At 22.8% G+C, this 24,044-nt stretch carries 20 protein-coding genes; 8 read left to right on the forward strand and 12 right to left on the reverse strand.

Annotation, left to right across the window (positions count from 1 at the left end; all coding sequences use genetic code 4):
• Positions 1-35 precede the first annotated feature (35 nt).
• Positions 36-296, forward strand: a complete 261-nt coding sequence (locus EXC47_RS03870) for a hypothetical protein (protein WP_165255922.1) — start codon at positions 36-38, stop codon at positions 294-296.
• Positions 297-505: 209 nt separating this feature from the next.
• Here EXC47_RS03870 and EXC47_RS00840 read toward each other — a convergent pair whose 3' ends face one another.
• The 3 genes from EXC47_RS00840 to EXC47_RS00850 all read right to left on the reverse strand — a co-directional run bounded on the left by EXC47_RS00840 (position 506) and on the right by EXC47_RS00850 (position 6,187).
• Positions 506-3,856, reverse strand: a complete 3,351-nt coding sequence (locus EXC47_RS00840; protein WP_129646205.1) for a GA module-containing protein — start codon at positions 3,854-3,856, stop codon at positions 506-508.
• Positions 3,857-4,105: 249 nt separating this feature from the next.
• Entirely contained in the window at positions 4,106-4,582 is a 477-nt protein-coding gene (locus EXC47_RS00845) for an MAG0130/MAG3770 family membrane protein (protein WP_129646207.1), read from the reverse strand.
• 12 nt (positions 4,583-4,594) lie between these two features.
• On the reverse strand, positions 4,595-6,187 hold the full coding sequence (locus EXC47_RS00850; RefSeq protein ID WP_129646209.1) for a potassium transporter TrkG: 1,593 nt from the start codon (positions 6,185-6,187) through the stop codon (positions 4,595-4,597).
• A 158-nt stretch (positions 6,188-6,345) separates the two neighbouring features.
• Between EXC47_RS00850 and EXC47_RS00855 the strand changes: the two genes are divergently transcribed.
• Together EXC47_RS00855 and EXC47_RS00860 are read left to right on the forward strand one after the other, a co-directional pair.
• Positions 6,346-8,013, forward strand: a complete 1,668-nt coding sequence (locus tag EXC47_RS00855; RefSeq protein ID WP_129646211.1) for a coiled-coil domain-containing protein — start codon at positions 6,346-6,348, stop codon at positions 8,011-8,013.
• A gap of 71 nt (positions 8,014-8,084) precedes the next feature.
• A complete protein-coding gene (locus EXC47_RS00860) occupies positions 8,085-9,392 on the forward strand; it encodes an aldehyde dehydrogenase family protein (protein WP_129646213.1) in 1,308 nt (435 codons plus the stop codon).
• A 53-nt stretch (positions 9,393-9,445) separates the two neighbouring features.
• Here EXC47_RS00860 and EXC47_RS00865 read toward each other — a convergent pair whose 3' ends face one another.
• The 9 genes from EXC47_RS00865 to EXC47_RS00905 form a co-directional block, all read right to left on the reverse strand.
• A complete protein-coding gene (locus EXC47_RS00865) occupies positions 9,446-9,676 on the reverse strand; it encodes a hypothetical protein (protein WP_129646215.1) in 231 nt (76 codons plus the stop codon).
• On the reverse strand, positions 9,654-11,348 hold the full coding sequence (gene mgtE / locus EXC47_RS00870; RefSeq protein WP_165255925.1) for a magnesium transporter: 1,695 nt from the start codon (positions 11,346-11,348) through the stop codon (positions 9,654-9,656). Before mgtE ends, EXC47_RS00865 begins: the two co-directional genes overlap by 23 nt.
• A 1-nt stretch (position 11,349) precedes the next feature.
• Positions 11,350-11,940, reverse strand: a complete 591-nt coding sequence (locus EXC47_RS00875) for a diadenylate cyclase (RefSeq protein ID WP_129646217.1) — start codon at positions 11,938-11,940, stop codon at positions 11,350-11,352.
• A 16-nt stretch (positions 11,941-11,956) separates the two neighbouring features.
• Positions 11,957-12,247 carry a hypothetical protein gene (locus EXC47_RS00880; RefSeq protein ID WP_129646219.1) on the reverse strand — a complete coding sequence of 97 codons (291 nt, stop codon included), beginning with the start codon at positions 12,245-12,247 and terminating at the stop codon, positions 11,957-11,959.
• Positions 12,248-12,359: 112 nt separating this feature from the next.
• Positions 12,360-13,136, reverse strand: coding sequence for a Nif3-like dinuclear metal center hexameric protein (locus EXC47_RS00885; protein WP_129646221.1), 777 nt, complete (start codon positions 13,134-13,136; stop codon positions 12,360-12,362).
• A 2-nt stretch (positions 13,137-13,138) separates the two neighbouring features.
• The gene (locus EXC47_RS00890; RefSeq protein WP_129646223.1) at positions 13,139-14,650 is read right to left on the reverse strand and encodes an RNA polymerase sigma factor; all 1,512 of its coding nucleotides are present in this window, start codon (positions 14,648-14,650) and stop codon (positions 13,139-13,141) included.
• A complete protein-coding gene (dnaG, locus tag EXC47_RS00895; RefSeq protein ID WP_129646225.1) occupies positions 14,643-16,538 on the reverse strand; it encodes a DNA primase in 1,896 nt (631 codons plus the stop codon). Before dnaG ends, EXC47_RS00890 begins: the two co-directional genes overlap by 8 nt.
• A gap of 14 nt (positions 16,539-16,552) precedes the next feature.
• Positions 16,553-17,917, reverse strand: coding sequence for a glycine--tRNA ligase (locus EXC47_RS00900; protein WP_129646227.1), 1,365 nt, complete (start codon positions 17,915-17,917; stop codon positions 16,553-16,555).
• Positions 17,918-18,010: 93 nt separating this feature from the next.
• Positions 18,011-19,660, reverse strand: coding sequence for an MAG3090 family protein (locus tag EXC47_RS00905; protein ID WP_129646229.1), 1,650 nt, complete (start codon positions 19,658-19,660; stop codon positions 18,011-18,013).
• Positions 19,661-19,899: 239 nt separating this feature from the next.
• Between EXC47_RS00905 and EXC47_RS00910 the strand changes: the two genes are divergently transcribed.
• From EXC47_RS00910 to EXC47_RS00930, 5 genes are read left to right on the forward strand one after another with little or no spacing between them, the layout of a single operon-like run.
• Positions 19,900-20,241, forward strand: a complete 342-nt coding sequence (locus EXC47_RS00910) for a S1 RNA-binding domain-containing protein (protein ID WP_129646231.1) — start codon at positions 19,900-19,902, stop codon at positions 20,239-20,241.
• On the forward strand, positions 20,241-21,482 hold the full coding sequence (locus EXC47_RS00915) for a glucose-6-phosphate isomerase (RefSeq protein WP_129646233.1): 1,242 nt from the start codon (positions 20,241-20,243) through the stop codon (positions 21,480-21,482). The genes EXC47_RS00910 and EXC47_RS00915 overlap by 1 nt, the downstream gene beginning before the upstream one ends.
• An 8-nt stretch (positions 21,483-21,490) precedes the next feature.
• Positions 21,491-22,786, forward strand: a complete 1,296-nt coding sequence (locus EXC47_RS00920; RefSeq protein WP_129646235.1) for a glucose-6-phosphate isomerase — start codon at positions 21,491-21,493, stop codon at positions 22,784-22,786.
• A gap of 60 nt (positions 22,787-22,846) precedes the next feature.
• Positions 22,847-23,686 (forward strand): bifunctional DNA-formamidopyrimidine glycosylase/DNA-(apurinic or apyrimidinic site) lyase, encoded by an 840-nt coding sequence (gene mutM, locus EXC47_RS00925; RefSeq protein WP_129646237.1) that lies wholly within the window; start codon positions 22,847-22,849, stop codon positions 23,684-23,686.
• The gene (locus tag EXC47_RS00930; protein ID WP_129646239.1) at positions 23,679-23,966 is read left to right on the forward strand and encodes a Smr/MutS family protein; all 288 of its coding nucleotides are present in this window, start codon (positions 23,679-23,681) and stop codon (positions 23,964-23,966) included. The genes mutM and EXC47_RS00930 overlap by 8 nt, the downstream gene beginning before the upstream one ends.
• Positions 23,967-24,044: the final 78 nt, after the last annotated feature.

Raw genomic sequence — 24,044 nt, forward strand, 5'->3', positions numbered from 1 at the left:
AATCTCTTCTAATAGCTTCTTTAATTGTTTCATCTATGCTATTTAATTTATTTTTTAATTGATGACTACGTGTTAATGTTGAAAAGTTATTATGTCTTAAAATAGAAATTTCTTCTTTTAATAAATTTTTAGTTTCTTCATTTAAATTTGTTAAATTATCAATTCTTAAATTAGCTATTTTATTTGCTTTTTCGTTAAAAATTGCTTCTTCTAGATCAGTTTCATCTTGATCAGTTCCAGGTAAATTATCTAATAAATTATTTAACTTATTTACACTTGCTGAATTAAAAGGATAATTAGAAACTGGATCAATATTATTAATAATATTTGCATATTCTTCTAGTTTATTTTTTAATTCTAGATTTGCTATATTATTAATATCATTTAATGTTTTAGCTTTATCTAATAATTCATTTAAATTATTTACACCTGTTGAATTATCAGAAGTTGGTAAATCTAAAATTCTTTGTTTTGCTTTATTAATAGCATTTGTAAATGATTCTATTTATGCTAATTTAGAATCTAAATCATTAGAATTATTTATTTTAGCTATGTCAGCTTTTAAATCAGATTTAGCTTTTGCTAAAGATCCGCTTGGATAAGGTAATGTATCAATTAAATTATCAATATTTTGTTTTTTAGCTTCAACTAAAACTTCATTCATTTCTTCGCTTGTAGCATTTTCTAATTGCGCTATAAAATTGTCTTTTTCGTCTCTGCTTAAATAATTTAATGAATTTATAGCATCTGTAATATTTTGTTTTTTAGTAGCACTAGAATTTCTTATATCTTCAAATAATTGATTAAATTCTTCATCTGTATTAGCTGAATTTAACTTTTCGTTTAATCTTGTTTGATCGTCTGATGAAAGTTTTGCAATCTCTTTATTTGCTTCCTTAATTTTCTTATCAATTTCATTTAATTTTGTAGTTTGTCATTCAACTAATTCATCATCTGTTAAAGAGTCAATTATATTTTTGATATCTTTAATACCTTGAGCATTTAATCCTGCTGGATAAGGCAATGATTCAGCTTGTTTTTTAAGACTATCTCTTAAGTTATCACGTCATTCTTTATCTGCTGCATCTTTTGCAATTTGAATATTATTTAATAAAGTTTCAAATTCTTCTTTTGTATTTGCTCTATCTAATTCTGCTTCTAAAGGTGTTATTCTATCAACTTTATCACTTTGTCTTATTTCAGCTATTTTATCCTTTGCTTCTTGGATTTTAGTTGCTAAAGGTAACTCAGCATCAGTATTTTCAATTTGATTTTTTATTTTATCTAATTTCGCTTTTGCTTCATCGAGATTAGTAGTATCTATTTGATCTATTAATAGCTTAATATCACTTATAGCTACGTTATTTGGTTTTGATGGATAATCTAAGCTTTCAGCTAATTTTTTTACTTTTTCTTTATCAATTTCAAAATTAACAAATGGAATGTCATCAATATCATTAACTCTAGCTAATTTCTTTGCTAATTCTTTCTTAGTTTCTTCTAAATTAGAAACTTCATTATTAGTTAAGTTCTCGATAGAATTTTTAACTTCTTTTAATTTTTCATTTAAAACAGTTAATTCTTGTATTTTATTATTCACTTCTGCTTCAGTTTCTAAAGCGTCAGCTTCTTTGTGCATATTATTAATTGTTCTATCAATAATATTTCTAACTTCTGGATCATCTGCTAAAGCATAACTTTCATTTGGAGTAATTAAACTTTTAGCTTCTTCTATTTTGTCTAATAATTTAGCTTTATTTAAAATTTTATTTAATTCAGTTGAATTTGTGGCTGCATCAACAGCTTTTTCTAATTCTTTTCTTTGCTCAGAAGTTAAGTGAGTTAATTTAACTATTTCATCTTTTATTTCCTGCTTAGAATCATTTAATGCTTGAGCTATTTTATTAAATAATTCTTCAAACTCTTCATTTGTACTTGCATTATTTAATTCATCTTTTAAAGCTTGTTGTTTAGCTTCCGGTAATTTAGATATTTTTGAATTAGCATCGTTTACTTTACTTTCAACGCCGTTTTCGCCAACTATTAATTGTTTAATTTGTTCTAATTCTTCTAAAGTCTTATCTTCTTTATATAAAACTTTTAATTCATTTTTAGCTTCTGCGTTTGTGTTTGGATAATCTAAAGACTCTATTATTCTATCTAATTCGGCTTTTTTATCTTCTTTTTGATCTTGCAATTTTGCACTATCTAAAATTTTCTTAATATCATTATTAGAATTAGCTTCATCGATTAAATTTTTAAAATCTTCTTTTTGTTTATTTGTTAAATGACTTAATGAATCAATAATATCCTTTGCATCGCTTTTATCCTGATTTAAAGCATTTGTTATAGCTTGATCTAAAGCTTCAAATTCTGCATTATTAATTACATCATCATTAACTATTAAATTTGAATTATTTAAAATATCATTTAAAGCAGCTTGTCTTTTTTCACTAACTTTAGCTATTTTATCTTTTGCATTATTAATTTTTTCTATTAAATTTGCAAAAGTATCCTTAATTTCTTTAACTTTAGCTTCTTTTTCTAAATCATTTAAGGCTTCATTACTATTAATATCATTAATTCTATTTCTAATTTCACTAACAGCTGGAGCTTCCATACCTAGTGGATATGGTAATTTTGCTAATTGAGCTTCAGTTTCTAAATCTCTTAATTTGTCAAGAGCATTTTCAGTTTTAGAATTAATTTCATAAACTTTATCTAATAAATTAGATTTTAGTTCTTCATTAGATATAGTTTCAATTTCTTTTATAGGGGCTATTTTAGCCTCTACAAGTTTAATTTCTTCAATATTTTTAGCTTTTTCTAATTCTGTTAATAAGTTTTCTTTTTCCGCATCAGTAGTTAATTCACTATTAATTAATTGTTTAACTCTTTCTTTTTCATTTTCAAAAATTTCATTAACTTCATTTACAATATTTTTAATTTCTTGCTGTAAAATATTTTCTTTATTTAACTTTTCAGATAATTCATCTTTTTTAGTTGAACCAGTTAATTTTTCTAATTCTTTTAATGCATTTTCTTTAGCTTTATTTAATAAATTTTCTGCACTTTCTTTAGATTTATTAATTTCTTCTTCTGTACTTTCAAGATTATTAACAATTTTTAATAATTTTTCTTTTTCGCTAGAATTATCTAATCTATTAATTTGGCTTATAGCTTTATCTCTTGCTTTTTCAAGTTCATTTATTGCTTCTTGTTTTGCAGATAAATAGTCTTCTTCTTTTGCGTTTGGGTTACTAACTTTTTGTAATAATTCATTTTTCTTTTGTGAATCATTTAATTTATTTATTTCTTTTAATGCTTCTTTTTTTGCTTTATTTAATAAATCTTGTGTTTTTTCAATAATATCTCATAATTCTTCTGAAGCAAAATCACTTTTATTTAATTTTTCAAGTAATTTTTCTTTTTCAGGATTATTATTTGATAATTTATCAATTAATTCTTTTGCTCTTTCTTTATTATATAACTTATTATTTTCTAATTGTTTTTTAAGTTTATCGATATCTGCATTTAATTTTTCTAATACTTCATCAATTTCTTTTCCGATTAATTTATTCTCAAAAATAAATTTTTCAATTTCTTTTTCTTTTAGCAATGCATCATCATACATTTTTTGTGCGTTATTAAATATTTCTCTAGAGTCTGGATTATTAACTAAATCATTTGTTTTAGATATAACTTCATCATCTAACTCTTTTATTTTGTGTAAAATATGGTCATTTATACTCTCACTATCTGAACATCTAATAGTTAAAATAGCAATTATAGCAGCTGAATTTATAGCAGCTGAACCAGCTAATAAACCAGTTATGACTTTTTTATTTTTATCCATAATTCCTTTCGTAAAAATTCATAAAATTAATATTCATAAATCTATAAATTTGAAACTTTATAGTATTAGAATTGTAGTTAAAATAAAAAAAAAAAAACAAGTCATATTTTTATCTGATTTTGTGGAAAAAATATGACTTTTTTCTAAAAAAATTAGAATAATAAGTTTTTTAATTAATTTTAGATATAATTTACTGTTAAAAAATTTTATTTAGTTATATAATAAAAGTTTTAATTTTATTTTAATAAATTAATATTTAAAACTAATTTCTTCAATGCCTTTTAATGACCATAAATATCTAGTCAATAACATTTTTTCATTTTTTGATAAACGATTTTTTTTCTTCTTAAATAAATTAAAAGCATAAAAAGATGATCAAGTCTGTATTTTTAAAAAAACATAATGAGGTTTATAAGATCTTCATGGATTTTCTTCATTTTCTAAAGCTCTAGATAAAACAAAAGAGGTTGAAACCAATTGCAATAAATGTGCATAATATAACATTCAAAATAACAAAAAGAAACCATTTAATGATAAAAATACTATTTGTAGCGTTTTATATTCATTTTTAACTATAATAGCAATAAAACTTATTAAAATAGATAAAATCATAACTATACCTGAAAATAAAAGTATATATGCTAGTCATTTCTTTTTAGAATATGAAATAATTTTTTCTATTTTATTTTTATCTATATTACTAATTAATTCTTCATTAAAATTCATTTATATACCTTTCTATCCTATCGCAACACTTTCAGAAATATAATCATATTGATAAGAATAATTTTTCTTTCTAATTCAAATTAAAACACTACTACTAATACCAAATTGACCAATAAACATCAAAATACTTAAAGCAATTTTTGAAATTCAATTTAAATTATCAGTAATTCCAGTTGTTAATCCTGTGGTACCAAAAGCACTAAAAGCTTCAAAGAAAAAGTTTGTAGCCGTATACTTAGTATCATCTATTGTTCCAGAATGAAAAGTATTTAAACTACTCATTATTACTAAAGAAGTTAATAAAACTAGTATTAAACTAATAGTAGATACAATAGTACTCATTTTAACTGTATCGACATCTATTTTTCTATCAAAAACCCTAACAGAAGGTTTTCCTAAAATTTTTGAAAAAATAGTTAATATTAAAATTGCAAAAGTAGTAGTTCTTATACCACCACCAGTAGATGCTGGGCTAGCACCTATATACATTAGTATATTTAAAATTCATAAAGTGGGTTGACTTAAATCATTTAAATAAAAAGTAGCAAAACCTGCACTTCTAGTTGACAAAGTGGTAAAAAACAATGCTCAAACTTTAGCAAAATAATTTCCATTTGCAAAAGTTGGAGAATTAATAAAAGTTTTATTTCCAGATGTTTCGATAATCATAATTCCAGCAAAAGTAATAATTGTCATTATTCAATAAGCTGAAAGAGATATTTTTGTGAATAAACTTCATTTATATTTACTTTTGATTTTATTTTTTTTACAATAAATTTTAAACTTAATAAAAGTGAAAAAATCATAAATGACAGGATATCCGATTCCACCTATTATAAATAAGACAACAAATATTATTTGTAAATCATAATTATAAAAATATGGAAGTAAGGAATTATTGCCTATAATATCGAATCCAGCATTGTTTAAAGCGCTTATTGCATGAAAAAAACCAAATCTAAAACTTGTAGATCAATCAGACGCTGGATTAACGTAATTATTTTCTAAAATGTACCCATTTTTAGTTATAAAATCACTTTCTGTAAAAGTTGGGTTTTTATAATAAAAATAAATAGTTAAACCAATTGAACTTAAAATTAGAATTATTAGTAAAAATAGTATAGAATCTCTTATCATATGTTTTGTTTTAAAGAACTCAGAATTACCTCTTTCATAAGATACTAACTCAACATCATTTAAACTAGTTTTTCCTCTTAAAAATATAAAGTTTATTAAAAATATTTTTAAAGCAAAAATCCCTAATCCCCCAATTAAAATACTAAAAGCGATCAACGCTTGACCAAATTGATTTCAAGCTAAATAAGTAGGATGACTAACCAATCCAGTATCACTAAAAGCACTACATGTTGTAAAAAAAGCATCTATAAATGTTATTGATTCACCTTTTTTAGCTAAAGATTGCACATATTCTTCATTTTGAGTAATTGGGCTATATAGAAATAGAGTTATTACTAAAACCACTATTAAATAAGTTAAAAAAATCAATTTTACTTTAGTAAAACTTCTTGTTCAATGTCACAATTTCAAAATAAATGAACCAAATTTTGTTTCACTAAATTTTTTTCTTTTTTTATTAGTTTCCATAAAATACTTTCTAGTTTATATATAAATATATATAAACATTAATAATGTATATTATAGATCAATATATAAAAAATCGTATTTTTATAATTATTTTCTATTTTTTAATTATTTGAAAAATAATTAATGTATAATGAATTTTATAAAAAAAGAGGAGAAATATGAAAAAATCACATAAGATATTAACAATTTCTTTAGGTGCTGCGGCAGCTATTGGAACTGTTGCACTTACTACTGTTTTGGCAGTAAAATGTTCAAACGAAAATAAAATTAAAAATGAAAGAGAAAAATTAGATGAAATAATAAATACTCTTCCATATCCATCAATAGATGCTATTGCAAAAAATGAAATAAAAGAATTGTACAAAGAAGTGTATAAAATAGACGAATTGGAAAAAATTAAAGAAGAAATAATAGGTAATGAAAAAAGTGTATTACAAAAAATAATAAAAGCAAATAATGAAATTTCTAAATTGTCTGAAGAGAGAAGAAATATACTAAACAATATTTTAAATAAAACTAATACAAGCGAAGAGTTTGAAGAACTATTTAAAGAAATTGACAAATCTAAAAAAGAATATTTAGTTGAATATAAAGTTTTAATCGAAAATAAAATTAATGAATTAAAATACTCTACTTCTGAAGAAAAAAATGATTTAATAACAAAAGTAAAAAATGCTAATTCTATTGAAGAAATAGATACTTTAAAAAACGATTTATTTAAAAAAGAAAAAGATATAGATTCTTTTAAAGAAGAATTAAATAAGATAGTTGATTCATTACCTTATCCTTCAAATGAAGCTATAGCAAAAAACGAAATAAAAGAATCATTTAAAGATTTAAAAACTTTAGAAGAATTAGAAAATATTAAAAATGAAATTATTAGAGAAAATGAAGGTATTAAAGCTAAAATTATATTTTTAAATCAAAAAATAAGTGAATTACCTGAATCTAAAAGAGAAAGTATTAATAATTCATTAAATGAAGCTAATACTGATGTTGAATTTAAGAATATTTTAAAATTAATTCAAGAAGCACAAGAACAATATGAAGAAGAAATAAAAAACGAAGCAAGATCTTTTATAAATAACTTATCATCATTATCAGGAGATAAAAGAAATAAATATATTGAAGAGTTAGAAAATGCAGCTTCTCCTGAAGAAGTTAACTCTATCAAACAAAGAGCTGAAAAAGAAAACGCTTTTGAGTCTAAAAAAACTGAATTAAAAGAATTTATTAATTTAATTGAATATCCAATGCCTGATACAGATGAAAAAGTAATAAATTCTAAAAATAAATTAAAGTCACAAATTGATAATTTAACTTTTGAAAATATTGAAGATAAAGAAAAAGAATTAAAAGCATTTAATGAAAAACTTATTTACAAAAAAGAAATTTTAAAAAGAGTTCCTTATACAACTGAAAACGCTGAAGGACGTAGAGATATGGCTATTTTCATAGGGGGAGTTACTGATATAGCAGGACTAGAAAGAATTCTTCCAGATAAATGAGTTGAAGATGTTGCAACATATAGAAGACTTATAGAAGAAAATTTTGAAAACACTCAAAAAGCAAATTTAATAAAAAGATTAGATACAACAACAGCAAGTAGCATTTATTATGATTATAGAGTTGAAGATGTTGAGTATAACATATATGAGACATTTAGAAATAATGCAAAAGATTGAATAAATAATAATATTGCAGAAGATAAAAAACCAGAATACTTAAACAGAATTACATCATTAAGAAGAACAAATCAGTTTGAAAATTCATTTAATGAATTGAAAACCAAATTTGAAGAAATAAAAAATTCTTTAAATCAATAAAATTTAAAAAAATGAATATCTTTATTTTTAAGGTATTCATTTTAATATAATTTTAATTATTAAGGATTATTATGATAGACATAAAAGAAAGAATTAAATATTTAAAATTATTAAAAAAATGGATAACAAATAATAGAGAAAGAATTTATAAATCCTTGTTTTCAGATTTAAATAAATCAAATTTAGAAAGCGAAATATCAGAAATTTCGCCAGTGATTCATGAAATAAATTTATACTTAAAAAATATTAAAAAATGAGCAAAAAGAAAAAGAGTAAAAAAACCAATTCACTATATAGGAAGTAATTTTTATAAGCAAGCTTTTCCTTATGGAAAAGCATTATTGATTACTCCTTGAAATTATCCTATTAATATATCTCTGATTTCATTTATAAATGCTTTTGGAGCTGGAAATGAAGTTCTGTTAAAACCTTCAAAGTTTTCAGTAAACTCATCTAGTTTATTAAAAGAAATAGCAAATGAAGTTTTTGAAAACAACTATCTAAAAGTATTTTTAGGAGAAAAAGAAATATCTATAAAATTGCTAGAAGAAAAAATTGACATAATATTTTTCACAGGTAATTCAGCAGTAGGTAAAAATATTTATAAAAAAGCAGCGGAAAAAATGATTCCATGTATATTAGAATTAGGAGGCAAATCACCTGTCATAGTTGATGAATCTGCAAATATAGAAAAAACTGCAAAAAGAATTATATTTGGAAAAATGTTAAATGCCGGGCAAACATGTGTTGCGCCTGATTATGTGTATGTTCACAAATCTATTAAAAGAAAACTTGTTTCAGCTTTAAATTTACAATATAAAAATATATATGGTCTTAACTCATTAAATAATAGATACTTACCTAAAATAATTTCAGAAAATCATTTTGATAGGATTAAAAAATTTAATTTACCTATTAATTACAATGAAAATAGACAAATAGAGTTTTATATCCATGAAAGTAATTTAAAGGATAAAATAATGCAAGAAGAAATTTTTGCACCGATTCTTCCTATTTTAGAGTTTAATAATTTAAATGAAGTTATAGATAACATAAATAATAATTATAAATCACCACTAGCACTTTATATTTTTAGTAAAAATAATAAAAATATTGAGCAAATAATTAATAATATACAAAGCGGTGGAGTAGGTATAAATGACACTATTTTGCAAATTGCTAATAATAATTTAGGTTTTGGAGGAGTTGGAAATAGTGGTATAGGCAGATATCATGGAAAAGATGGTTTTGAATCTTTTAGCCAAATAAGAAATATTGTAAAAACTAATAATAAATGAGATTTAAATATTAGATATAAATATTTAGGTAACGAAAAGAAAAAAATTAAAAAAATAATTAAACTTACAAAAAGTAATTAATAAATGATAATAAAACACTCATCTAAAAAAGATGAGTGTTTTTAATTAAAATTTTATATTAAAGTTGATTTACTAAATAATTTATTCATTTTTTTATTATTTAAATAAGTAAATAAAACTATAAAAAATAAAGTTAAAAGTATTAAAAGCACCATTGAAATAATAAAAATAGAATTTTCTTGTATTCATGAATTATTATTAAAATTTAATGATTCTTGATAATATCTATATGCACATGCAGGGCAATGATGCTTTGTTATATTAAATATAGTAGATGATTCCATATGTAACTCCAAAAGTAATTAATGTAGTTATTATATCTGTAATTGTATTTAAAACTAAAATAGAAGCATTAGAAGGATCTTTTTTCATTTTAGCTAATATCAAAGGTAAGGCTACACCTATAATATTAGCTAATAAAACAGAAATAAATATAGCTAATGAAGAACCTAAAATTATAAAAGCATATTTTTTTACAATATTTAAGTCAATACTTCTTAAAGCATTATTTTGAACACTATAATAAATTCCTAGTCTAGATGCGTTTAATAACCCTAATATTAATCCTATAAATAAAGCCACTATAAATTCTTTTAAAAAAGCTTTTTTATAAGTTTTTTCGTCAATTTCTCCTAAAACTAAAGCTCTAGAAACTGATATATTTGCTTGCAAGCCTGAATTATTACTTGTGCTATTTAAAATTGGAATTAAAGCTGCAAAACTTAGTGTAATAATTGTAGAATTTATAATTTCTTGATTAGAAGAATTAATAATTTGTGTTTTATATAAAACAAATTGTAAAACTATTTGTGTAATTGTTGCTATTATTAATAAAATAATTGGTCATATTATTCTTGATTTTAAAATTTTATATCAAGGTGTTTTTATATATTCATTTTCAGTTGCATCTTTTCCAATACCAGCTATTTTATACATATCAACAGTTGCTTCATCTTGAATAACATCTATAACATCATCACTTGTTATCATACCAATTAGACGCTCATGATCATTAACAACTGGTAAAACTGACATATCTTGTTCACTAAATATTTTAGCAGCAAACTCTTTTTTATCACTAGTTTTAACATAAGCAACAGGTTCATAAATATCATCTATTTTTTGATTTGATTCAGCAAAAAGAATGTCTTCAAGAGTTAAAACACCCAAAAGCTTCATTGATCCGTCAATAACATAATAATAATGAACTAATTCTTTTTTATTTTTATTATAATCACGTCTTATTTTTGCTAATGCTTGCTCACAAGTGTATGTATTAGGTATACTTGATATATCAATACTCATTATACTTCCTACTTCATCATCATTATAGCTTAAAAGTTTATTTAATTCATTTCTTTTATGACTAGGAGTATAAGCTAATATTTTACTTGTAACATTTGCTGGAAGTGTTTCTAAAACATCAACAAGTTCATCGCTTTGTAACTCTTGAAGTAAATTTATTCCTCATTCTTCTGTAAAACTTTGTGCTAATTCAGTTTGAATATCATCATCTAAATAACTAAATATTGATGCAGCATCATCTGTTTTAAGCAATCTTAAATAAGTTAGCTTTTCTTGTAAATCTAATTCACTAAATAATTCAGCAATATCAGCATCAGGAAATTCATTTACAATTGATCTAGCTTTTTTAAAATTTTTTGTATAAATAGCAGTTTTAATTTGAATTAATAAACCTCATTCATCAGTTAATAATTCTAATATTCTTCCTTGACTTTCATTAGAAAGTGAAGTTAAAACATGAGGAACAGAATTTATATCTAACAATTTTAAAAATTTATATTGATCTTCAAAATCTAATTCTTCTAATATTTTATTAACGTTTTCTTTAGATTCATCTTGAATAATTTCTTTTGCTTTTTTCGAGTTTTCTTCTTCTATTATTTCTAAAATATAACTATTTGAAATTTTACTTTTATTATTTTCTTCACTCATTTTAATCCTTTAAATATTTAATTAATTGTTCTTGGAACTGTTCTATTTTTATATTATAAAATGTACCGTTTTTTACAAGTTTTATATTCCCTGTTTCTTCACTAACAACAATTGTTGTAGCATCACAAAGTTCACTAATACCCATAGCAGCTCTATGTCTAGCACCATATTGATTATCGATTGATTTTTTTGTTATTTTAAAAAAGGTTGAAGCATAATATATTTTATTGTCCCTTATAATAACTGCTCCATCATGAAGAGGAGAATATTTATTAAAAATTGAAATTAATAAACTACTTGAAATGTTTGCGTTTAAAATAATTCCATCAGTTCTTAAATTATCAATATTATCATTATTTTCTATTGTAATTAAAGCTCCTACTTTGTTTTTACTTAGAAATTCAACAGCCTCTCTTAGTTGATTCATTAGTCGAATTTGACTACTTTGTCCTAATTTATTAAATTTTGTTTTTTTCAATTTATTTTTAAAAATATTTAAAATTAATGGCAATAATGCAATAACTAGTACAACCACTATTAAAGCAAGTATTATTGAAATAAGTATTATCAATATTTGTTGATTTGTTTCCATGGTTACCTAAAAATAATTAAAATGTTTGACTAATTAAAACAGCTATTAAAATAGCCATTGTAATAAGAATTAATGAAAAAACTAAACCTAAAATTCTTATTGTTAGCAATCTTTTCTTTTCTTCTTTTGTTATTTCCTCTGAAACAACTTGACAAAACGGATCATTGCATTTGGCTTCAATAGGTTTGTCTTCTTCTCTTATCAAAGCAGGGTGAGCTAAATTATAAAGATTTTCTTCATGTAATTTTAATAACAATTTACGTCTTTTTTCAATATTTTCTAAACATACTTCTGGATCTCTATTCATTTTTATTCCTTCTTAAGCTATAGCGAAGCTTATAATTAAATATATTTAATTATATAATAATTTATCCTTTTACGATAAAAAAGAAGCACTCACAAAATGAGTGCTTGCGCCTTTATAAATTATAATAAGGTTCCTTTAAATATACTTTTGTAATTTTTAAATCATTAAATTCATTTTTTAGTAGCTCTTCAAATTTTTCCATAAAAACTTGTTCATCTAAATGAGGTACCTCTAAAATTGATGCATTAGTTTCTTTATAAACTATTCAATCGCTTCATTTTATATCACTTGTTATTATTAAATCAGTTTTTTCAAAATTTAACTTATTTACTTCAGTGATATATCCACTACCACTTAAAATAGCAATTTTACTAAAAAGTCTATTAAAATGCTCTTTTGGTAAATTTGATCTAAAAGCACTAAATCCTAATTTATTCTTAAATAAATTTACTATTTCATTAAAAGAAATATTCACATTCAATAAACAAGGGTAATTAGAATCATATTTTACTATAAAACTATCAAGTCCAAGTTGTTTCGCTATTTCGTGACTTGTTCCATTTTCATCATTATCATAATTAGTGTGAAAAGAAATAACACTTATTCTTTTTTCTTTTAATTTATTTCTAATATTTTCTTTATAAGGAGCTTTAATTTTTTCATCACTTCATTTCTGTTCAAATTTAAACGGATGATGTGTAATAATTAAATTTGCGTCTAAATCAATAGCTTTTTCTAAAACTTCATTAGTAAGATCTATTGCTAAAACAACACCTTTTATTTTTTCTCTTTGATTAAATTTAACACTAAAACCACTAGGATCTCATATTTCTTTATTTTTTAAAGGATATTTATTTAATAAAAAATCAACAATTTTTTTAATTTGCATAATTATTTTAAGAAATCTTTAAGATATCTTCCCCTATCTGGATTTGATTTTACTTTTCTTAAAATTTTATTTTCTATTTGTCTAATTCTTTCCTTTGAAACATCTCTTTCTGCTGCAAGTTCATCTAAAGAATATATTCTATATTTGTTGCCTTCTTTGTCAGTTCCCACGCCATAACGTTTACAAATTAATTCATATTCGTCTTCATCAAGAGTATCTCTTAAAATTTTATCTAACATTTCATTTAATTCTTCATGAGAAGCGTAATCAATTGGGCTTATTATTGATTCATCTTTAACAAAATCACTAAAAGAAGAATCATTTTCTTTACCAATTTGTTTATCTAATGAAATAGGATCTATATTAATTTTACGTATATATCTAACTTTCTCAGCAGTATATCCATTTCCGTATTTTTCTGCTATTTGCTCATCTGTTGGTTCTTCACCATTTTCTTGTTGAAGTTCTCTTTCAATTTTTGTTATTTTATTAATAGTTTCAACCATATGAACTGGAACACGAATTGTTCTTGATTGATCAGCTACAGCTCTAGTTATTGCTTGTCTAATTCATCATGTAGCATATGTTGAAAATTTAAAACCTTTATTAACATTGTATTTTTGAACAGCTTTAATAATTCCAGAATTTCCTTCACTAATAAGATCAATGAAACTTAATCCTCTATTTTTATATTTTTTTGCATTATTTATAACTAAACGTAAATTACGTTTAATTAATTTATCACGAGCACGTTTTCCTCTAAATCCGCCCCGATCCATTTCATGAGCTAATTTTTGTTCTTCTTCACTTGTTAGTAACTTACCATATTTACCAATTCAACGCATGTATCATTTAACGATATCATTTGTTTCAGTAAGTTTATTTCTTAAATCTTCTCTTTTAACTTTTGAACCTTCAGCAGATAAATCAATTTCTTCTGCTGAAAAGTCTTCAAGTTCAATTAATTCTGTAACTTGTTCTTTTTTGTTCTCTTTTTTAGATTTTTTTTCTTTTACTTCTTCTACTTCAACATATTCATCTTCATCTTCATCATCATAACTTGTATCTTCATAATCGTCATCATCATAACTATATTCAGAATCATCATCAAAATCTTCATAATCTTTTATAAAATCAAGTTCATCTGAATCTAAGCTATAATCTAAATCATCATCATGATCAGACTTTTTATCTTTTGTTTTTACTGTTGGTTGATCATCTACAAGTTCTTCATCATCAAGATCTATTTCTTCATCCAATTCTAAATCCGGTATTTCATCAGCAATATCTGACATATCAACATCATCTATATCACCAAAATCACTTTCATCTTTTAAAATACCTTTTTCTATTAGTAAATCTAACAAATCATCCATAGAATCATCATTAACTTCAACTTTTATAGAATCTAAATAATCAAATATTTCAGACTGATTTAATTTTGTTTTCTTTTGACTTTCAAAATGATTAGAAATTAAATCAACAACTGGCAATAATTCTTCTCTATTATTCATCTTCTACCTCCAATTTTAATTTGTTAAGACGAGCATTGTCTAAAACCCTTTTAGAAAGCTCCTCATTGTTTTTAATGTTATTTCATTTTATTTTTAACATATACTCTTGTTCATTTTTTATATCTTTTTTATAGGCTCTATCGTAAATTTCATCAAAATCCTGTTTTAACTCTTGTGAAGTTTTATACTCTAAAAAAAGTTTTTTTGAAACTAAATTTGTATATTTATTTAATTGAATTTTAATTTTTTCTATATCTTGTTTATTGCCTTTATAATTAGTGAAAAAATTAAATAAAATTTTTTTATCTTCCTTTTCATCAACGCCCAATAATTTAATAGGTTCAACTGTTTGTTTTTCTTTAAATAAATTAATTAAATCAGGGTAATCAAGCATCATAAAAAATAAATTATCAATTCAATCTCTTTTTTGCTTTGAATTATTATTTTTAACTATTTTATTATTAATAAAAATATTTTCATTGAAATTTTCATCTAAATTAACGTTATCGTAATTAAAACTGTAAAAATTATTTTTAAAAGAATAATCGGCATTGATAAAATTGTTATTATTTTGATCAAACTCTTTAAAATTATCTTTTCTTAAAAAAACTTCAGGATTTGGTGCGTTTTTTAAATCAAAATTATATTGATTTTTAAATCTTTCTAAAATTGTATTAACTTGATTTTGATTAAAAACTTTTAAAAAAGGATAAAACTCATTTGCAAATTTTTCTAAAATAGATTCGCTAACTTTATTTAATTCATTATAAAAACCATGTGTTTCTCTTAAAAAATCATATACAAAATAAATAGCAGGTTTTGCTTCGTTAATCATTTTTAATATTCTAGATTCACCAAATTTATTAAATATTTCATCAGGATCTAAACCGCTATTATTTTCAACAACATAAATTTCTCTTAAATCATTTGAAAGTAATTCTCTTACACTTTTATAAGAAGCATTTTTGCCAGGAATATCTCCATCTAGAAATAAAATAATTTTTTTAAATTTTTTTATTTGATCTATATGATTTTTGGATAATGAAGTTCCCATTAGGCAAACAACATTTTCTATTTTAGCTTTAAATAAAGCTATTACGTCAAAAAAACCTTCAGTAATTATTAATGTATCTAAATTAGAAGAAAGTGCGTTATGAATGTTATATAGAATATTTTGCTTTTTAAATAAAACACTTTCTGGGCTATTAATATACTTTGGATTTGAATTATCTATTGATCTAGCACTAAAACCTATAATTTTATTATTTCTATCTCTTATCCCAAAAGTTATTCTATTTGAAAAATATAATTTATTATAAGTATTCATTAACCCTGAATTAACTAATAATGATTGATTTTTCGATAATTCATTTGAAAAATATTTTTTAAATTCTTCATCATTTAAAAACCCAATATCAAATTTTTCGCATAGATTAAAATCAATTTTTCTATCATTTATAAATTTTTTAATTAATGGATTATTTTCTTTATATATTTGAGTTTTAAAAAATGAATTTGCTTCTTCTAAAATTTCATAAAAATCTTTATTTTTTTCTGATTCAAAATCTTTATTTAAATCATTTTTATAGTGGTTTAAATCAAAATCTATTCCTGCTTTTTTAGCTAATATATCTAAAGCTTCAGGCAATTTAACTTTTTTATATTTAACTACAAAAGTTAATAGATTTCCTCCCACTCCACAAACAAAGCATTTAAATATTTGTTTTCTATCATCAATGCTCATTGATGGGTTTGTATCATCATGAAAAGGACAAATAGAAACATAAGAATGTCCTTTTCTTTGAACATGTATATAGTCAGAAATAACTTTTACAATATCATTTTGATCAATTATTTGTTGAATTATTTTTTGGTCGATAAAAGCCATTTCTAACCTCTTCTTTATTTAAATTTATCTAATAATTCATTAATAGAAATTCTAATTTGTTTCATAGAATCTCTATCTCTTAATGTTACAGTTTGATCTTCTAAAGTATCAAAATCAATTGTTACACAATAAGGAGTTCCTATTGCATCTTGACGACGATATCTTTTGCCTATCGATCCAGCTTCATCATAGGTAACGCTAATACCTTTATCTATTAATTTTTCAAAAATTTCAATAGCTTTTTCATTAATTTTTTTCATTAATGGTAAAATAGCTACTTTATAAGGTGCTACATTTTCATTAAAACGTAAAACAGTTCTAATATCATCTTCTGCAATTTTTTCTTCATCATAAGCATCAATCAAAGTTGCTAACATTATTCTATCTAAGCCAATAGATGGTTCAATAACATATGGAATAACTTTCTCATTAGTATTAGGATCAAAATATTCTAAACTTTCTTTTGTAGAATTCATATGCGCTTTTAAATCAAAATCTGTTCTATTAGCGACACCTAAAAGTTCTCCTCATCCAAATGGAAATAAATATTCAATATCACTTGTACCGTCTGAATAATGAGCTAATTCTTCTCTATCATGTTCTCTTATTCTTAAATTTTCTTGTTTAATACCTAATAATTTTGCAAAATCATTTGATTTTTTAATATAAAAATCATAAACATTTTTAGCTTCTTCTGGATGACAAAATACTTCTAATTCCATTTGTTCAAATTCTCTAGTTCTAAAAATAAAATTCCCTGGAGTAACTTCATTTCTAAAACTTTTTCCTACTTGACCTATACCAATTGGAAGTTTAGCCCTCATGCTTCTTTGTACATTTTTAAAATTAACAAAAATACCTTGTGCAGTTTCTGGTCTTAAATAAATTGTACTTTTTGTTTCTTCTGTTACTCCTTGTTTGGTTTCAAACATTAAATTAAATTTACGAATATCGCTTCAGTTAGTTTTAACACCTTCATATTCTTTTAGATTTTCACGTAAGTAATTAGCCATTTCTTCAAATGTCATTTTTTCAGGAATAATAGATTCATCAATTTCTTGAATTAATTTATCTGCACGATATCTTTTGCCATTAATTTTGTTTTCAATTAAAGGATCGTTAAAATTTGAAACATGACCTGAAGTAACTCAAACATTTGGATTCATTAATATTTTTGAATCAATTAAAAAATTATTTTTTTCTTTAAAAATAAAATGTCTTTTTCATAATGATTCTATATTATCTTTTAGTAATGAACCAAGTGGTCCATAATCTCAAGTATTTGATAAACCACCATAAATTTCACTTCCTTGAAAAACAAAACCAGATGTTTTTAAATGACTAATAAGTGTATTCATATTTTTTTCGGTATTTTTCATTTTTACCTCATTTTTTACTAATATGCATATAAATAAAACAAAAACAACAAAATTTTAAAATATGTTTTGTTGTTTTATTGATGTTTTTTTAAATTATAAGTTTAATAAACCGGCACCTGTTCCTAAATCAACACCAGCTAAAATAGCAATTATTAATAATATAATAATTCAAATTACTAAAGCAATAATTGCTGCTATGTATAATCATCTGCTTCTATTTGCAGGAACTTTTTCTTCTTGTTTTTCTTCTGTGTAGTCTATTACTTCAACTTTTGGTTCTTCAACAATTTCTTCATAAACAACTGGTTGTTCTTCAACAGTAGGAAGTTTTGTTATAACAACTTCTTCTTCAACAACTTTTTCAGGAACTTCAATTTCTTCAATAACTTCTTCTTGGTATGATCTAACTGTTTCTCTATATGGAGACTCATATTTAACAGTTCTTGTGCTATCGCTTGAATGCACTAATGTAACTGAATATGTAGATCTTGTTGTTACATTAGGAATTGCATAATAATATTCATCTTTTGGAACAAATCCAACATGATATAAGTCAACCAATACATATGAAGTTTCAAATGATACAGGAACCTTGCTTTCTAACTTAGCTTCATAATAATATGCTTGATTTGCAGGTGTATCTTCTAATTCAGAATCAATTGTTAATGAATCAATTAATTTTTTACAAAAATAAATTAATTGATCATTCAATTTAGAAACAATTTCAATACGATCACTTGGCATTTTTTCTATATTTTTAGAAACTGCTGATTGTAGTGTTCATAAATTATATTTAATTCTATCATAATCATCTTGTGAAATAGCTTTATCTTCTATATTATCTAAAATTTTCTTAATTTTTTCAATATAAAGAGCCATTGCACCGACTGTATCAGATTCATTTAAATAAATTAATTCTGTATATTGAAGTGTGTCAATTGTATTACCATATTCTTTAATTTGTTTAACTTCAGCTTCTTCTTGAGAAGTTCTAACTTTAATTTTTGTTGAAGATTCTTTGTCTTCTTTTTCTCTTTTTCTTCTAAGTTCTTCGTTTTCTGCTTCTGTTTTTGCTAATTCTTCTTGTAAAGTTCTATTAATAACTTGAACATTTTCAATTGTTGTTGTTTTGTAAATTAATTCTTCTTGAATTTTCTTTAATTCTTCGTTTTCTGCTTCTCTTGTTGCTAATTCATCTTGTAATTTTTCAAGTTCTTTTTCAGCATTAGCAGCATTTTCATTTAATTTAGCTTCTAAACTTTGAATTCTATTTTGAAATTCATCTTTAATAATTTCAACATCAACATAATCTTTTGGTTTTCTTTTACTAATTTCTAATTCAGCTGGGAAGTATGTATATGGATCTGAAATTAATATAAAATCTTCACCTTCTTTTAAAGGTTTTACTCTTTTTTCAAGTTCCTTTTTATTAATTTCAAAAGTATGTTGATTAATTGATAATTCTCTACAAATTCCTTCATATGTTGCATCACCATCAAAACCTTTTGTTTTAATGTAGTAATATCAATTTTGTTCGTCATTATCAATAGTTAATTGACCAGCAAAAATTCTATTATCATCTTGGAACCAAATAGCTGTTTCGAAATCTAAAAGCATGTATCATTCAAGTGCTTCTTGACGTGTTCTAAATTTAGCTAAACCAGCTTTGATTTTTGGGTGTTTTAATAATCAAGGATAATTTTTATCCTTTGATATTTCATAAGTACAATTTAATCTTTTCATCTTAAACTCCTTTAAAAAAGTACTTTAACGTAAAATAAATGTTTTTTAAATTAATATTTTATATGCTTAATTATATAGTATTTTTTTTATTTATAAAAAATATATTATTTAATAATTTTAAAAAATATTTTTTTTGACGTATAAGCCTATTTTATAGTAAAAATATTTTAATAAAAAAATAATAATTTTATTTAAAGAAGTTTTAAAAATATTTACTTAATAATAATATAATATAAATTATGATAAAAAAAGGCGACATATTATATGGATTGGTAAAAAGTATAAGTGAACATGGAATTGTTGTTAAAACTTTTAATAACATTAGATTTTTTATACCTGTGAGTTTAATAACTGATTTTAAAAGAAATAATATAAATTCATTTTTTGAAGAAGGTCAAAAAATAAATTTTATTGTTGAAAATATTGATCAAGATCAACAAAGTGGAATTGGAAATTTTAAATTAAATCATCCCTTATATTTTAGAGCTCCTTATAAAAACAACATTAAAGAAACTAAAAATGGTTTTAACAACCTAAAAAAAGAAATAGATGAATTTATTAAAAACTATCAAGGCGAATAATGGAACAATTAAGTATAAAATTTTATAACTACTCTCCAGATTTTTCAAATGAAAATTTAGTAAAAAGAAGTACAAATTTATTTAAAGATATTAAAACAAAAAATGTAGTAGGATTTGAAAATTTTGGTTTTCATGATTTAGCTATGAATTTTAGTTATGAAAACTATGAAGAATTAGAAAAATTTAGCGAAAACATACATTCAAAAGAAATTAAGAAAGTTATTATTTTTTGTTCAAGTAAAGATTTTGCTAACTTTAATTCAGCTAATCAATTTCTTTTTAAAAATGATCTTTTAAAAAATCAAAAAATTCAATATTTGTTTTTTGTAGATGAAGAGCAATATAATTACGCTAATTTATATCAAAGTTTTTTAGAATTAAAAAATCTTAAAAATATAGCTTTTTTATTTATTGGAAATACAAGTTATAGTCAAACTTTTTTAAATTTAATAAAATTAATAATAAATGATTTTCAAATTAATTTAGGGTATTATAACGCTTTAAACAATTGCTATTTGATCTCCAAAAACAAATTAGAAAAACAATTAAATTTTTTAGATATTTTAGAAGAAAATAAATTAATAATTCCTGACATCTTAACAAATAGTTATAGTTTATTTAGTGAATATAATATGTTTTTATTATTACTAAAAGGGGCTGATATTTTAGGAATTTACGAAGGATATCAAGAAGGTTGTAGAAATTGATCATATGATGATATTTCTAAAAATGAATCTTTTCAATATGCATACGTAAAACATATGATAAAAAAATACTCTTCATTTAATTTATTAATATCAAATAACATAATAATGCATAATACTTTATCACTACAAAATAGTTATATTAGTCAATTATATTCTTATAGAAAATATGTTTCAAATTACGCTATTTTTCCTGAAGACATATACACATATGGACAATACATTTTAGATAATAATAAAAATTTATATGTAACTTATTATTCAATAAAAAATGAAAAATTTGATTATAGATTAAGTGATGAAATTAATCATGAAGACGGTTTAAAAAAGGATGATAATAACGTTATATCTAATTTTAAATTTGCTGGAGATAATGGAGTTATGGATGTTTTAGCAAATATAGCAACAGTTCCAAGTTGTTTAATAAATTTAAAAGATAATAGTGAGTATAATTACGGAATATTAATTAGTTTTATTTACTGAAGTTTAATATATGAAGCATATTTAGATAAAATTAATCCTTTTGGTGTTAAATAAGGAGTATTATGGATGAATTTGTTGAATTAGATTTTTCAAAAGTAGCAAATATCGAAGATTTAAAAAAATATGAATCTAAAGTTTTAAATATAAATTCAATTTTGAATAGTAGCAAACTTCTAGAAAAAGAAAACTTAGATTGAATGAACTTAGAGGAAAATATTTTAGAAAATGCTTTATATACAAAAATGCAAGGAATTGTAAAAAACTGAAAAAATCAAAATATTGAAGTTTTAGTTGTGATAGGAATAGGACCTGAATATTTAATTCCTAAAACTACATACGAATTTTTGTTTAGAAATAATAAAAATAAAAAACCAAATATAGAAATAATTTTTGCAGGCCAAAATATAAGTAGTGAATATTTAGTAAAAACTTTAAAATATGTAGAAAATAAAAGATTTGCTATAAATGTTATAAATAAAAATGGAAACACATTAGAAACCTCTATAGCATTTAGAGAATTTAGAAAACTTTTAGAACATAAAATAGGTTCTGAATTAGCTAAAAAACTTATTGTAGTTACTACTGACATTAGTAAAAATATTTTAAGTGATTTATCAATTGTAAAAGGGTATGAAAAATTAGGAATTGTACAAAATTTATCTAATTATTTTGCTGTTTTTAGTCCTATAGGAATTTTTCCATTGATGGTAGCTGGTGGCAATATTGAAAAATTTATTAATGGTGCTAAAATAGCAATAAATGAAGCAAATCAAGAGAATTTATTAAAAAATAATCCTTATTTATATGCCTGTTTAAGACACTTTTTATCAAAGAAAAATAGTGTTGAATATTTAAGCTCATTTGAAAAAGAATTTAATTATTTTGGAGAATGATGAAAACAGCTTTTTGCTGAAAATTATGGAAAAGATGATAAAGGGCTATTACCAGTTAATGCAACATTTTCTACTGATATTTTTTTACTAGAAAATATGGACAATAATTTAAAAAACGAATCTATTATTACTTTATTTGTGCCCAAAAAATATAATAATGATATCTTTATTGAAAGAAGTATAAAGGCGAAAAAATATATTAATTTTATTGATGGCAAAAATTTTTTAGATGTTAATTATGAAAATTTAATTAAATTAAATCCGTTAAATAAATTTAACAATTTAAATACAATTTATTTTAAATACAACAAAAAAGATGAAGAATTATTAGGATACTTATTTCAATTTTTTTTAAGATCATACATAATAAACGCTTACTTAAATGATATAAACCCCTTTGCTCAATCTGGAGCTGAAGTGTTTAAAGTTAATATGGTTAAAATAAACCAAAATAATGAAAATTAATGTTCATTTGAACATTTTTTATTTAATTTATTAATTAAATTAAAATATAATTTAAACATTATGCCAGAATTACCAGAAGTTAGAACAGTTGTAAAAGATTTAAGACCTAAACTAATAGGATTTAAATTTGTAGATGTAATAGTTTTAAAAGAAAAAATGTTATCTAATTCAAGCTTAGAAGAGTTTAAACTATTTTTAAATAATGAAAAAATATTGAATATTAAAAATATTGGTAAACATATAATTTTTGAATTATCAAGCGATAAATTTTTAATAAGTCATTTAAGAATGACAGGTAAATACTTTAGTTCCACAAATAGTAGAAATACGGCTCATGATTACTTAATTTTCAAATTAAAAAATGATGACAATAAATTAATAGAACTGTTTTATAATGATTATCGTCAATTTGGAACTTTTCATATTAAAACTAAAATGAATCTTTTTACAACAAAACCATTATTAAATTTAGGTAAAGAACCTGATGAAATAAATATAGAAGAACTTTATAAAAAAATAAGAAAAAAATCTATACCTATTAAGACTTTTTTACTTGATCAAAGTTATATTTTAGGTATAGGGAATATTTATGCAAATGAAGTTCTTTTTGATGTAATGATAGATCCAGAAACTAAAACAAATTTAATACCTTTTGATAAATTTAAAGAAATAATATTAAGTGCTAAAAATATTATGGATTTATCTACAAAATTAGGTGGATCAACAATTAATGATTATTCATCATTAGATGGGACTAAAGGCAATTATCAAACATTGTTGAAGGTTCATTTAAGAAAAAACAAAGAATGCTTTAGATGCAAAAATATAATAGAATCAAAATTTGTAAACCAAAGAATGACTTATTATTGTTCTAATTGCCAAAAGGAAAAATATGAATAATAACTACAAGTTAATAGATTTGCATGGTTGCACAATTGATGAAGCTATAGCTAAAGTTTCTTTTGAGTTGGCTTTTATAGATAATTTAGAAAATTTTACATTTGAAATTATTGTTGGAAAAGGGACAGGAACTTTAAAAATTTTTATTGAAAACTATTTAATAGATAATAATTTTAACTATAGTTATGATGAAAACTATAATTCATTTTTTATAAAAATAAATAATAATAAAATTAATCTTGATGAAGATGAAGAATACTATCTAAATAAATTTAAATAATAACTATTTTATAGGGTTTTTAAACAAAAAATGTTAATAATTAAATAATATTTATTGAGTCTTGATTTTCAAGACTTT

Origin of the sequence: Mycoplasmopsis maculosa (genome assembly GCF_900660665.1) — a bacterium.
Lineage (GTDB): Bacteria > Bacillota_I > Bacilli_A > Mycoplasmatales > Metamycoplasmataceae > Mycoplasmopsis > Mycoplasmopsis maculosa.